8 protein-coding genes are annotated in these 14,528 nt (G+C 39.4%); all 8 read right to left on the bottom strand.

Going from position 1 to position 14,528, the window contains the following annotated elements; translation table 11 throughout:
• Positions 1-158: 158 nt before the first annotated feature.
• Positions 159-2,003 (bottom strand): BID domain-containing T4SS effector, encoded by a 1,845-nt coding sequence (locus K3248_RS01225; protein ID WP_220716545.1) that lies wholly within the window; start codon positions 2,001-2,003, stop codon positions 159-161.
• 322 nt (positions 2,004-2,325) lie between these two features.
• The gene (locus K3248_RS01220; protein WP_220716544.1) at positions 2,326-4,986 is read right to left on the bottom strand and encodes a BID domain-containing T4SS effector; all 2,661 of its coding nucleotides are present in this window, start codon (positions 4,984-4,986) and stop codon (positions 2,326-2,328) included.
• A 323-nt stretch (positions 4,987-5,309) separates the two neighbouring features.
• Positions 5,310-6,713 carry a BID domain-containing T4SS effector gene (locus K3248_RS01215; protein WP_220716543.1) on the bottom strand — a complete coding sequence of 468 codons (1,404 nt, stop codon included), beginning with the start codon at positions 6,711-6,713 and terminating at the stop codon, positions 5,310-5,312.
• Between the two features lie 331 nt (positions 6,714-7,044).
• Entirely contained in the window at positions 7,045-8,319 is a 1,275-nt protein-coding gene (locus K3248_RS01210) for a BID domain-containing T4SS effector (RefSeq protein WP_220716542.1), read from the bottom strand.
• 389 nt (positions 8,320-8,708) lie between these two features.
• Complete coding sequence (locus tag K3248_RS01205) at positions 8,709-9,947, bottom strand: BID domain-containing T4SS effector (protein WP_220716541.1); 1,239 nt, start codon at positions 9,945-9,947, stop codon at positions 8,709-8,711.
• Positions 9,948-10,311: 364 nt separating this feature from the next.
• Entirely contained in the window at positions 10,312-11,910 is a 1,599-nt protein-coding gene (locus tag K3248_RS01200; protein WP_220716540.1) for a BID domain-containing T4SS effector, read from the bottom strand.
• 11 nt (positions 11,911-11,921) lie between these two features.
• Complete coding sequence (locus K3248_RS01195; RefSeq protein ID WP_220716539.1) at positions 11,922-12,416, bottom strand: hypothetical protein; 495 nt, start codon at positions 12,414-12,416, stop codon at positions 11,922-11,924.
• 145 nt (positions 12,417-12,561) lie between these two features.
• Positions 12,562-14,469: a Ti-type conjugative transfer system protein TraG gene (gene traG / locus K3248_RS01190; RefSeq protein WP_220716538.1), complete on the bottom strand. Its 1,908-nt coding sequence runs from the start codon at positions 14,467-14,469 to the stop codon at positions 12,562-12,564.
• Between the last annotated feature and the right edge of the window lie 59 nt (positions 14,470-14,528).

The following is a 14,528-nucleotide window of genomic DNA, read 5'->3' as shown; positions in this document are numbered from 1 at the left end:
TTGTATGAATGTTTTTGCCCCGCCATGAATACATGATTCATGCTCCATAATTTATGCATGTCATTTCTTCTTAAAAAAGAAAGAATGGAACAGTTGTTGAAAAGCTGTCATACTACTTTGTTAAAGGTTCTTCATAAAAGCTTATATATGTTTACTGGTTATACGAGCCATTGTGCTGTTGCATATTTCGCTTTTGGGGGGTGTGGATTTTGTTTTATTTCTTTTTCTTGTTTGGTATTTTCTTTCATTTCCTTTGCTTTAAATGGTGATTGATCAAGGAGAATTGTGCTTTCTTCTGTTGATTGGCGCAAGTTTGGTGCAGAATGCGCGTTGTATTCATGATAAAAAAAAGACATCCTTTGTAGGTTTTGTTTTATTTCTTTTGTTTGCTGAAAAATATCGGTAATTTCTTTTGCTCTAATCGTAGAGGTACCAAGACTCTGTGCTAGTTTTTCGTAATTTTTTTCTTTTACTGCTTCATGTTCACTTGTTGATAAGCGGGCATTGAGGTTGCAAAGATATGTCTTCGTTTCTGCTTTGAGTTCAGGAGAGCGTGAGAGGGCTTCTTGCTGTTGATCTGGTGATAAGGAAAGGAGATCTTGTATCTTTTGGCTGGGCATATCAACCGCTTGTTCACAGCGTTTTTGTTGCGCATGATGGTTTTGTAAAACCTCTTGTTCTACTTGTTTGAGCGTTTCTGCATAACGCTCTATAGCTTTAGAGAGAGGGAAAATATTTTCTTCTGCTTGCGCGCGCGCGCGGCTTTTTATACCAAACATCTGAACACCAGAAAGCTTAGAAAGAGATGTGGGGAATTCTACAACTTGAAAGGCTAGCCGTTCTCCTTGTGCAAAATTTTCATCAATTTTCTCTATTTTTTTCTGCAAAACATATGGTTTGCCATAAACAATTTTACACAAATATTCGATTTCTTTTCTTTTTTCTTGAACTAAGGCGTTTTCTTGAATCCTTTCGGCAATTTCCTCTTTTGAAAGAGGGGGGATTGTCTCTTTTGGAATAAGCGTTTGATGTTGTTCTTGTGCTGTAAAGGAGAGCAGTGTACCAATTTTTAAAGTCTTTATTTGCTCTGGTGTGAGATCTTTTTTATTTCCTATGATGAAAGTTCCGTGAACATCGACCATAAAGCTATTTAAGCTACAGCCTCTATATGTGCCATGATAGGTTTTACCATCTTGTGCAACAACAGCAAGACGATAATTTTTTTCATCAAGCCCATTTTCTCTCATAATATTGGTAAATTCCTTTAAAAGGAGCACTTTTTCTGGGTGAGAAATATCCTCAAGCATATGTTTCATGGGGCCTGAATTGCCATATTCTATAGCGGCATTATTGATAAATTGGTGGCGTTTTCTCGTTACAAGAGAAAAATCGAATTTATGGCCTGCAGATTCAGCAAGCTTTTCAAAAAATGCATGTTGCGTACGTCTGTTGCCTTCTCTAAAGGGATGTGTACAATATAAATTGGCCATTAATTCAGCAGCATGTGCAACAAATTCTTTACGAGGTAAGCCTTGTAAATTATTTTTTTCAGTAAGCGTTTTATCAAGCTTGTCAAGCTCTGCTTGTATTTGAGAGCCGATAGCAAAAGGTTTTGTATATTCTTTCCTTTTCATATACGGCATAGAGGCTGTTGTGCCATCTGCAAATGTAAAGGAATGTTCACGTGTTTGACCAGCCCATTCAAATGCTGGAGTAAAGAGAACTTTATGAATATGTTTGAGATAGGAAGAGTTAAACTGCTCTGGTGGGGCTTCTTGGCGTATATTGATCATTTGTTGTGAGACATCATGGGCACATTGTGTTTTCAGGATTTCTGCATCAGTGATGTGATATTTATTTTTGAGAACATGGTTCTTAGAATCAAAAAAATTCTGTGATGCTTCCTTTAATTGCCTAGAAAGAGCTGTCTGTTCTATGTGGTGCTGTTTGGAAAATTCTTCTTTTGTGTGAGAGGCTGGATGATCAGCTTGGTTTTTTTTCATGCATGTTTCCTTTCAAGTCTTTTCAATTTTTGGGGAAAAACTCTATGGTACATTCTCTCTTTTTATCGCTTTACTTTTATGATTGCAGCACTACTTATCTGATGGAGAATGCTTTCGTTCACTATTTTAAAATGTTTTTTATAGGCGTTGTTTATGCGGATGATTGTTAATCAATGGGTGTTACTCTTTTGTTGTTTGGGGATAGCAACTTTCTTCTCAAAAACAGAAAATGTTTTATCGTAAAAGAAGAGAAAAAGCTCTTGGTGCATACTGCTTTATCTGTTGCACCAAGAAAGCAGATGAAAAGTTAAAGTTTTAGATGTTAGCAGGTGAGAGACATGGCTTTTGGTGTCTTCGTTTTTCGCGGAATTTCTGGTGGGTGTTTACCGGCATGTTCGCAAGTTTCAAGAGATATGCTGGGTGCGTTTTCTACTGCATGTTGAGAAAGTGGAGGCGACTTTGATAAAGTTTGCTTTTTTTGTAGGTTTTGTGTCTGTTCAAGAGAGGGGCTATGGCGTAGTTGTGTTGCTTCGTGAGTGAGCACAATATGCTCTCTTACTTGTTTTACAGTGTCTGCATAACTTTCAATAACACCACATAGGGTAGAAAGATTTTTTTCCGCTTCTTTACGTGTTTCACTTTTTATGCCAAGTAGTTTCTTGCCAGCAAATGGAGAAAAAAACGCGGGCTGTTTTGAAACTTGCCATGCAAGCTCTTCTCCCATATCAGGACATTTTTGAATGTCTTCCATGTTATATTCTAAAAGATTTGGATTGTTAAAAACAATTCCGCACCAATATCGCACTTCCGTTTGACCATATTGGACCAATGGATCTTTTTGAACTTTTTGGGCTATTTCCTTATCGGAAAGAGGTTTCCATTTTTTTTGGGAATGAGGTGAGTTTTGAAGATTTCCGTCTGTTTGCATCTCTTGTCTTGTTTGTTGTTTTTCTCTTTCTTGTTGATGGTGTTTTCCTTCTGCATGAGGGCGCTGTTGAATGTTTTCTTGTATATATTGAAGAGCATTGACATAACCATCAATGGCTGCACATAGGGATGATAAACCTTCTTCTGCTTTTTTACGTGAATTGCTTTTCACACCAAGTATTTTGCTACCAGCAAATTTGGCAATAGATTTAGGATTTTCCACAATCTCCCGTGAAAATTGCGTACCTATAGCGGGGTTTTCTTGAATTGCTTCTATTTTTTCCTCTAAAGCAAGTTGATTACCATAAACAGTTCCACACCAATATCGGATCTCTTCTTTATAGACATCAACTAAGAAGCTATATTGCATGCTTCTAGACCGTTCCCCTCTGGTAGATAATGTTCTTGATAAAGTTGATGTTGTGTCATGTGGAACACTTTCTTCAGAAGATGTACTGCTTTGTAGATTTTCTCGCATCCGGGGTGGTTTTTTAGGCGCTAGCGTGTCGTAAAGATTTTCGTTTTCTTGAACAGAAATGTTGCTTTGCACCTTGCTTTCCATAGGAGGCGTATGGTGTGGAGAAGATGGTGTGGGGGCAGTTCTTTTTGAAGATATGCCGCTTTGTAGATTTTCTCGCATCCGGGGTGGTTTTTTAGGCGCTAGCGTGTCGTAAAGATTTTCGTTTTCTTGAACAGACATGTTGCTTTGCACCTTGCTTTCCATAGGAGGCGTATGCTGTGGAGAAGATGGTGTGGGGACAGTTCTTTTTGAAGATATGCCACTTTGTAGATTTTCTCGCATCCGGGGTGGTTTTTTAGGCGCTAGCGTGTCGTAAAGATTTTCGTTTTCTTGAACAGAAATGTTGCTTTGCACCTTGCTTTCCATAGGAGGCGTATGGTGTGGAGAAGATGGTGTGGGGGCAGTTCTTTTTGAAGATATGCCACTTTGTAGATTTTCTCTCATATGGGGTGGTTTTGGAGGTACAGCTGGTGGGTGTGCGTGTTCGCTTTCTTGTACAGCTCTTTTGCTTTGCGCCCTGCTTTCCATAGGAGGCGTATGGTGTGGAGAAGATGGTGTGGGGGCAGTTTTTTTTGAAGATATGCCACTTTGTAGATTTTCTCTCATATGGGGTGGTTTTGGAGGTACAGCTGGTGGGTGTGCGTGTTCGCTTTCTTGTACAGCTCTTTTGCTTTGCGCCCTGCTTTCCATAGGAGGCGTATGGTGTGGAGAAGATGGTGTGGGGGCAGTTCTTTTTGAAGATATGCCGCTTTGTAGATTTTCTCGCATCCGGGGTGGTTTTTTAGGCGCTAGCGTGTCGTAAAGATTTTCGTTTTCTTGAACAGACATGTTGCTTTGCACCTTGCTTTCCATAGGAGGCGTATGCTGTGGAGAAGATGGTGTGGGGGCAGTTCTTTTTGAAGATATGCCACTTTGTAGATTTTCTCTCATATGGGGTGGTTTTGGAGGTACAGCTGGTGGGTGTGCGTGTTCGCTTTCTTGTACAGCTCTTTTGCTTTGCGCCCTGCTTTCCATAGGAGGCGTATGGTGTGGAGAAGATGGTGTGGGGGCAGTTTTTTTTGAAGATATGCCACTTTGTAGATTTTCTCTCATATGGGGTGGTTTTGGAGGTACAGCTGGTGGGTGTGCGTGTTCGCTTTCTTGTACAGCTCTTTTGCTTTGCGCCCTGCTTTCCATAGGAGGCGTATGGTGTGGAGAAGATGGTGTGGGGGCAGTTCTTTTTGAAGATATGCCGCTTTGTAGATTTTCTCGCATCCGGGGTGGTTTTTTAGGCGCTAGCGTGTCGTAAAGATTTTCGTTTTCTTGAACAGAAATGTTGCTTTGCACCTTGCTTTCCATAGGAGGTGTATGCTGTGGAGAAGATGGTGTGGGGGCAGTTTTTTTTGAAGATATGCTGCTTTGCATATTGCTTCTTATGTGTGACTGTTTTGGGGCAGAAGGTTGTTTTATGTGCGCTGTGGTGAGGGATTGTTCCTGACGTTTTTGAAATTCCTCCACCATTTGCGCTATAAAAGGGGAGGGCTGTCTTTTTTTCATACATAGTTCCTTTCAAGCGTTCTCAATATTTTTTAGAAAAATTCTTTGATGCATTCTCCACTTTTATGCAGTTATCGTTTTTTATTTAAAGGGAGGATGCCAAATGGAATAACTTCTAAAGAGGTTTGCGTGCTTTAAGGATTGCCTAATTGATGTTTATGACTTTTATACAGCTTTTTTATGAAATTTTATCAATATGTTATAGATAATATGTCTTCTTTTTGGATAATTTTCTTTATGCCATTATACAATAAATTTTAGCGCAAATTATTTTATACATTCGCGCTAAAGAATCCGATGACAAGGCTTTCATTTATGATGATTTATAAAGCACATGCAACGCTTTTTGCGCCCCCGACTTTTTTAGCTGGTAGCGCTGGTAATTGATGTTTAGAAGATTGTGTATTGAGATTTTGTTCATTCTCACCTTTAGATGATAATATTGATGACTTCTGATGTTTGGAGGAGCCCACAGCTTTAAGATGCGGTTGTACAACCTTTGGCTCTTGTTCTTGAGAAGACCTTGAAACTTCTTGCGAAGGCTTTAAAACGGCTTTTTGTTTGTGAAAATCTTGATGTACATGGGATGCAGATTCCTGATGTTTGCGTTGTTCTTTATGGGATTGCTTAAAGGATTCTGTTATCAATTTTATAGCTTCTCCATAATTTTCAATGGCATCACATAGATGTGAAATGCCATTTTCAGCATATATACGTGCATTGTTTTTTAGCCCACAGAGATTTCTTCCTCTCAGATTTCCAACAGATTTGGGAGATGCGCCAACTTGCCATGCAATTTCTTCTGCCATACCTGGGTTTTGTTGAATTTCCTTTATTTTTTTTTGCAAAACATGCTTATGCCCAAAGACAATGGAGCACCAATGTTCAATGCGTGCTTCGTATCTTTGGACAGATGTATTGTCACGGAGCATGCTGGAAATTGCTTCTTGTGAAAGAGAGGATACTCTCCTTTCAGGAGTAGATACGCTTTGCTGCTTTTGAAGATTTACCGCTGTTTCTTGTGATATTCCATGGCGCATTTGTCTTTTCTGAGATGTCAGTGAGCGTTCTTCTTGCGTGTATTTTACAGCTTCTGTTAGTCCATTAATGGCAGAAGAGAGAAAGCGTATTCCTTCTTCAGCTTGTTTGCGTGAACTATCTTTTAATCCCCATAAATTTCTTCCTGCAAGATTCCCAAAAGACATGGGATGTTCTATAATTTTCCAAGAAATCTCTTCTCCCAAAGAGGGCTTTTGAACAATTGCATCTATTTGTTCTTGCAAAGCATTTTTATGGCCATAAACAGTTTCAGCCCAGCGGTGAGCATTTTTCACATAGGCTTTTACGAGTGGAGCAGTACGGACCTTTTTCAGTTTTTCTTCTTCTGTAGCAGGTGTTATAGCGCTTTGTGAAGCTTCTTCTATTGCATAACGCATTTCTTGTCGAATTTTAGATGTTTTTCTATTGCTTTTTTTTATTTCTGCATAGATAACCTGTTCTTGTGGGCTCTTATGAAAAGGAGGATAAGGTTTTTGTATCTGAACTTCTGTGTAGATCACATCTTCTTTTAAGCTTTTTGTGAAAACAGCACTTTCTCTTCCTAGCTTCAAGTTTTCGTAGATTGGATCTTCTACAGTTTGGCTTTTGGGGGCTTGGTTTTGTGATTTTGGAACTTGTGGGGAGAAAGCTTTTGAGGCGTGTTGAGGAGAAGATTGGCTTTTTTTCATGCGTGTTTCCTTTCAAGTTTTTTCATATCTGTTTTAGAAAACCTCTTTGATGCACTCCTCATCTTTTTCTTTGCCCGTTTTTAGACAAAGAAAGATGCTTTTTGAATGACCTTCAAAGATTTCGCGCTATTCGCTGTGAGAGTAATGAACATTCATGACTTTTATACAGTTTTTTTATGAAATTTTATCAATATGTTATATAAAACACATAAAGTGTATTTGATGTATTTCTGTATAATGATATAAAAAACTTGGCACAAATCACTTTGTGTCATTTGTGCCAAGGGATTACATGAAAGTGAAAACGCATATATTTTTATATGCTTTAATCTTACATGGCAAAAGCCATACCACCTTTTTGGGGAGCATGTCTGCGGTGCTCCCTGTTGTGCTCAGGCACCTGCGGTGTCCTTTCTTGCCTATGGTGAGGACCACCTGCTGCTTCAGCAAGGCGCCTTTCTTGTGCCCCGGGGGTTTGTAAAGCCTGCTCTCGTGCCTTTTTTGCGGCATCTGCATAGCCTTTAACAGCCTCACTTAGTGGCGCAAGAGCTTTTTCTGCTTCTTTACGATCATGACTTCTTATGCCAAGCTTTTTCGTACCCGCAAGATCTCCGAAAGATTGTGGATTTTCTAAAATGTCTTTTGAAATTTGTGCTCCTAAAGAGGGGTTTTTAAGGATATCTTTCATTTTGCTTTGTAAAGCATCTTTATTGCCAAAAGCAACTTGACTCCAATGTTGAGCTTCTTCCCCATAGGCTTTAACCAATGGATCTTTTCCTGCTCTGTGTGTGATTTCTGCCTCTGGAAGAGTAGCTGGTCTGCTGCGTGGAGAAACTGACGCATAGGACGTTTCTTCTTGCTGTCCTCTGCCTTGGTGTCTGCCTCTTGTGGTTTGTACATCTGCATAGAGTACTTCTTCTTGTTCTCTACCGCGTCCTTTACCTCTTGTGGTTTGTACATCTGCATAGAGCACTTCTTCTTGTTCTCTACCGCGTCCTTTACCTCTTGTGGTTTGTACATCTGCATAGAGCACTTCTTCTTGTTCTCTACCGCGTCCTTTACCTCTTGTGGTTTGTACATCTGCATAGAGCACTTCTTCTTGTTCTCTACCGCGTCCTTTACCTCTTGTGGTTTGTACATCTGCATAGAGCACTTCTTCTTGTTCTCTACCGCGTCCTTTACCTCTTGTGGTTTGTACATCTGCATAGAGCACTTCTTCTTGTTCTCTACCGCGTCCTTTACCTCTTGTGGTTTGTACATCTGCATAGAGTACTTCTTCTTGTTCTCTACCGCGTCCTTTACCTCTTGTGGTTTGTACATCTGCATAGAGTACTTCTTCTTGTTCTCTACCGCGTCCTTTACCTCTTGTGGTTTGTACATCTGCATAGAGCACTTCTTCTTGTTCTCTACCGCGTCTTCCACCTCCTACAGCGCCTAGGTTTTCGTAGATTGTCTCTTTTGGTTTGGTATCTCTGTTAGGAGCTTGGGGCTTTTGTTTTTTAACCTGCGCATAGACTGGCTCAGTTTCAGAAGATCCTAGCCCACCTTGTTCAAAGCGCCTTCTGAGTTCATCTACGGGGTTAATAGTTTGCTGACTTTTTTTCATGCGTGTTTCCTTTCAAGCTTTTTACTATATTTTAGAAAACCTCTTTGGTGCGCTCTCTTCATCTTCATCCTTTGTGTGCTTTTATACAAAAAGATGCTTCTTGAATAAGCTCCAAAGACTTCGCGCTATTCACAGACCAGTGTAATGGGTATTTATGACTTTTATACAGTTTTTTTGTGAAATTTTATCAATTGGTTAAATAAAATGATAAAAGTATTATCCAAAGATTACGCTGTTTTAAAAATGCATAAAACAAGCGTCTTTATCGTATCGTCATGCGCGTTTTTTAGGAATAGATTTCTGTAGAATTTTGGCGCAACCGAAAAAACGATTTGCGCCAAAAAATCTGATATAAAATAAAAACATATATATTTTTATTTTATTTATGCTCACATAGCAAATGCCATTCCTTTTGGAGAAGGGGATCTACTGCGTTGTTGCCTTTCTTGTTCTGGGCTTTCGTGATTTCTTTCTTTTCTATGGTGATGTTCATGAGCAGTTTGTAATTTGGGGCTTTTTGGTTCGCCAAGATCTTGCTGCTTTTCTTGGCTTTTGGTAAGCTTTTGATGAAGATTTTTGACAGTTTCTGCATATTCTTCAAGCTTTGTAAAAAGCTGACCAAAACCTTCTTCTGCCGCTTTGCGTTGTGTGCTCTTTATACCCATGACTTTGCTTCCTGCAAACTTACCAATACCTTCAGGTTGGTAAAAAAGGTTTTTTAAGACATCTTCTGGATGCTGAGGATCTTCCATAATGTTTTCCAACACTCTGTTTACAGTACGATCATTGCCATAAACAACAAAAGCCCAATCTTTGACTTTTGCTTGCATATATTGAACATCTAAGTCCTTTGCAAGTGCTTCTCTTATATGAGATGGCATTTGTTTTCCAGGAGCACTCTCAGCACCACCTGTCATGGCGTGTTGAAGGGAGCTTCCTTCCGTTTTTTCCATGCCCAGCTTTGAATAGATTGGGTCAGCGGAAGATTGTTGTTGCCTTCCTGTTACTTTTAGATCAATTTCTTCATAGAGATGTTCAGAACGTTGGGAATGCTGTCTTCCTGTTGTCTTCATCTCTGCAGATTCATAGAGGGGATTTTCTCGACCTTGAAATTGTCTTCCCGTTGCGCCTAGCTCTGCGGATTCATAGAGGGGATTTTCTCGACCTTGAAATTGTCCTCTTGTTGCGCCTAGCTCTGCGGATTCATAGAGGGGATTTTCTCGACCTTGAAATTGTCCTTTTGTTGCTCTTGGCTCTATAGGTTCATAGAAAGAATCCTCTTGGCGTTGAATTTCTTGCTGTACATTGGGATCTAGTATATCAACGACTGCATAGGGGGGAACGAGTTTTGTAGCGTGTTGCATACCACGCGGACCTTTGCGAACTGCGTCATAGGCACCTTCTGGTGGATTTTGGGGTGCATAGACCGTTTCTGGTGGAATTGGGGGGGATGCCGCCCCTTGTGGGTTTGGGGATGCATAACCAGTCTCTGACGAGTTTTGGGGAGAGTGCACTTTTTTTGGTTTCTGGATCTTTGCATAGACAGGATCAGAGGAAGGCGCTTCTGCCCCCATTTGTTCAAAGCGTCTTCTGAGTTCTTCCACAGAGGATGAATGACTTTTTTTCATGCCTGTTTCCTTTCAAGCTTTTTACTGTTTTAGAAAACCTCCTTGGGGTCACTCTCCACCTCTTTGCTTTGCCTAATCTTTACAAAGGAAGATACTTCTTGAATGACTTCCAAAGATTTCGCGCTATTCAAGGTGAGTGTAATGGAAATTTATGACTTTTATATAGTTTTTTTATGAAATTTTTCAGTATGTTAGATAAATTTGTGCTACTTGTTTTTTAAAAAAATGTTCTATATATTGCACATCATTCTTGATGCAATACAAGAGAGCATGATTTGCACCAAGAATGGTGATTAACAGTGAAAATGAGCACCTGTTGTGTGGGCTAAAATCGTGATGAGTAGTGATGGGCATTTACTTTTACTTAGCCTGTTAGAGCGAGTAATGAGGAACGGCTGGTTTTAAGAGTGCGTATTTGGCTTTGTGCTTCTTTCGTTTGTTTTTGAACTTGAGAAATTTCTCGTGCTTTGCTTTCTGATATACCCAGCATAGCAGCAAGTCTTGTGTGATCATTTTCCTTTATGGCTGTTCGATTGTCTGATGATAAACGATTGTGTAGCATGCGCGAGAAATGGTGAAGTTTTTGTTGCAGAGGAACAGACTGAGACAATGCTTCTCTTTGTTGTTCTGCTGAGAGGGAAAAAAGAGTTTGCAAATCTTTATCCGGTTTTTCTACAGAATTCTTTAAACGATTTTGTTCTTTTTTGTGATGATCGAGGACGTCTTCTCTTGTTTGTCGTGCTGCGGTTGCATAATTTTTGAGTGCTTCACAAAGCTGTGTAACATGCGCTTCAGCTTGTCTGCGATCGGGCGTTTTCATATTCCACATTTTTCCCCCCGCAAGCTTTGAAACTGAATGAGGGTTTTGGTGTATTTCATCAGCAAATTGTTGGCCCAAGCTTGGATCTGCTGTTAGGATGTCTAGCTTTGCGCTTAATGTTTTCCGACTGCCGTAGACAATCTTTGCACAAGCTTCAACGTTTTTTCGTGATTCTTCAACAAAGGGATTAGATGCAACCCTTTCGAACAGTTCTTCATGGGTGAGAGGCGCTAATGTTTCTTCTGGGATCAGTGTTTCTGTTATAGGCTGGACATTGGATTTTTGAAAGCAAATGTGAGCGCCGTTTTGTAATGTTTTTACTTGTTCTGGTTTGAGATCATCTTTGGAGCCTACAACAAAGCCATCTTTTACTTGCATGACAAAGCCTTCTGCTGAAGCGCCAAGGAAGATGCCATCATAGGTTGTACCTTCTTTGGCTGTAACAACAACATGCTCATTGATCTTATCAAGTCCAGCATCTTTCATTTGAGAGATGAATTCTTTTAAAAGAAGAATTTTTTGTGGATGCGTGGCATCCTCAAAAAGATCTTTCATCGGTTGTGAATTACCATATTGCATTGCTTCAACACTGGATTGTACCATGCGCTCTTTTGTTATAACAGAAAAATCTATTCTATGTCCTGCTGCTTGTCCAAGCTTTTCTAAAAACATTCTATTGGTACGTCCATTGCCTTTTCTGAAGGCATGGATATTATCGAGCGTTAGAAACACTTCAGCTGCTTGTTCAGCAAATTCTGCACGGGATAAGTCTTTTAAATTGTTCTTTGCGGTTAGTGAGTGCTCTAATTGTTTGAGCTTTTTGGGAATCTGTTGGCCAATGGCAAAAGGAATCTCATAACCTTTGGGGCGCATAGCTGGCATACGGGCGGTACTGCCATCTAAAAATGTAAAGGACTGATCACGCGTTTTACCAGCCCATTCAAAAGTTTTATAAAAAAAGCTCCAGTGAATTTGTTTGAGATAGTTGGCATCAAATTTTTGTGGTGGTGGCTCATGGCGGAGATTGACAGCTGCTTTTGAGGCTTCATGGGCAGAACGCTCATAGAGTGTTTTGGGGTCTTTTATGCCATATATGTTTTTTAATGCTTTGCCATTTTTATACAGATAATTGTTTTCGAGCATCGTTTTTCTCCTTATACAGTAGGGGGATAGGTATTTAAAAGGCTTGGTGCGCTATGTTTTCCTGTCATATATGTTTTTTTCGCATCATTTTTTGAGATGTCGCATATTTTTACAGGAAGTGGTTTTCTCTCAAATTTATCGTTTTGATGATTGGAACAATTTCTTTTACGATATTTGGCCATTTCTTTTTTGAGAGAAATAGACCGTGGTCTCGTAGAGGGATCGTGGAGATGTCCTTTTTTATTGGTTTTTTGGAAAAGCTTTTGAAGGTATTTTTGGAGGATTATTATTTTGACAGATGATAATTCTTTAAGCCTTTCTAGGTTGCTTTTAAGAAACCTGTCTTTTCGGTTTTGGTGAAAGGTGAATGCGTCAAGGAAGAAGAATGTGATTGTACTTGATTGCTTGTTTTTTTGCGTGGTTTCAAAAAGAGTCCTTGCGATAAATATCGATCCAAAAGCGAAAGTTGAAGATTTTTTTCTCCTTTGTTTTTCTTGTTGGATCATGCGCATATTCTTTCTTTATGGGCTTTTGGCTTTATGGACTTTTAGAAAATAGGAACAGATTTTTTTACCTTCATGACTTGTGTTGAAAATGTTGTGTTGTTGGAGGGATTTTTCTCCATGAGAGAATATTTTGTTATTTCGTATTCTATTTTGGGGCAAAGCGGTTTTTTTGTGCTGCAGCTAGCATTTCCTTTCTTCTAAAATAGACCGATCGACCACATCGTAAAGGGGGGCGCCCTTGCATAAGAATAATTTGTTCGTCTTGGCGCATTTCTTGAATGATTTCGTGGGGTAAAATGAGCGCTCTTTGTTGATAATTGATGTTGTGAGAGTCTTTTTTAAAAGATAAACCCGCTGCTTTGTTTGTACCAGTGACTTCAATGGTCATTTGACCACATCGTTCTGAAATGTCTTTGGCTGTTTGTAGATCTTTAATGGCGGCATAACTGACAAAGGAGCAGCTTTCAAACCATGATCGGGCGCCCGATTCTCCAAAGTGATTGACCAACTGACCAGAAGATTGATAAAAAAGCATGAGTGATGTACCATATTTACGGCCACGGTCACGCGCTTCTTCTAGAATATTCATATAACCAAGAAGATCAACTTCATCTAAAACAAATAAAACACGCTTTTTGTAATTTCCATCAGCCGTTACCATCGCATTTAAAAAAGCGCCGATAATTACACGCCCAATTCCTGGATAACTGTTCAAAATACTTGCTGGAAGATTCAGAAAAACATCTGTATTCCCATTTGTAATATCTGAGGAGGAAAAATCACTCCCACAGACAAGATCAGCATAATTGGATAAAGAAAGCCACTGGGTGTCTTTTGAGGCTGTAGTATAAACCCCTGAAAAAGTTTGGTCTGCCATTTCTGTAAAAATACCAACCATTTCACGAATAAAAGGAGAAGGGCTTGTTTCTTGAATCGTGCGCAATTGATTGACAACAGCTGTTTCTGATTGAGAAAGAATGCTCCGCAATGTTTTTAAATTGCGCTCATGCTCTTCATATTCATCAGAAAATATAACATGTGCAAGCAGAGCCGTTAAAAGATTGTGTGCTTGTGTTGAAAAATATTCTGCTGAAGAGTTGTCTGATTTTTTATCTGTTAACAGTAATTTGGAAAAACCCACAATATTGGCTTCACGTTGTGTGCGTGGTATGCTGTCATCGAGAAGCCAATCGATAACATTAAAATTTTTTGTTAACAAAGAATTGGGATCTAGAACAATCACATTTCGATGTCCCATTCTTTGACGTGCGAACTTGACCATTGGTGCAACTTCTGTTGAAGGATCAAGACAAACAACCGATCCTGGATAAGTTAAACAGGTTGGTACAACTGTACTTGTTGTTTTATAGCCACCAGAACCGGCAAAAAAGATCATATGCGTAGAGCCAAAATCAAGATTAAAGGCAAGTAAAGGCGCTTTTCCACCCTTACCCCATGTTGTTTTATCGCCCGGTGCAAAGGGCATATTGCGTACAGTATCTTGATCAACACGGTATCTTTCGCCCACAACAATTTGGCCATTGGAGGGAAAGATTTTTGCTGCCTCTTTTAAATTCATCCATGATGCATTGCCAAAAATTCCTTTTTTTGCACGCTTGAAATTGCTTGTGCGCGGAGAGGACACAACAATTTGTATGATGAGAACAAAAACACCAATGATGATACCAAAGATAACCATGATATCCATAAATTGTAGCGCATAGTTCCAAGTAATTCCTTGTTGACCAACATAGGGGCTTAAACGCTTGATCTCTTTGCTTATATGATAAAAAGCTGTTCCTCCAAAAAAGATCATTGAAACAAAGGTAATCGCTTTACGTAGATGCAGTTTTTGTGAGAGGGTATATAATAAAAAAACAAGAGAAATCAGTACCATAATGAGAAGGGGCTGTGATCGAAGAGCCCAATAAATTTGCTTTTTGTTCATTTCATTTATTACAAATAATAATAAATAAGGAACAAGAAAGATTGTTAAAAAACCTAAGGCGATTGGCATTAAAATAAGAGCCAGTTGCGTTTTGGTATATTTCATTTTGGTCTTAACTTTCGTTTTTTTTAATCTGTTGTAAAATGCCCCTTTCTTCATGGGCG

It is taken from the genome of Bartonella raoultii, assembly GCF_019659805.1.
GTDB lineage: Bacteria > Pseudomonadota > Alphaproteobacteria > Rhizobiales > Rhizobiaceae > Bartonella > Bartonella raoultii.
Note: the sequence above shows the minus strand (reverse complement) of the source record. Positions and strands in the feature narration are given on the sequence as shown.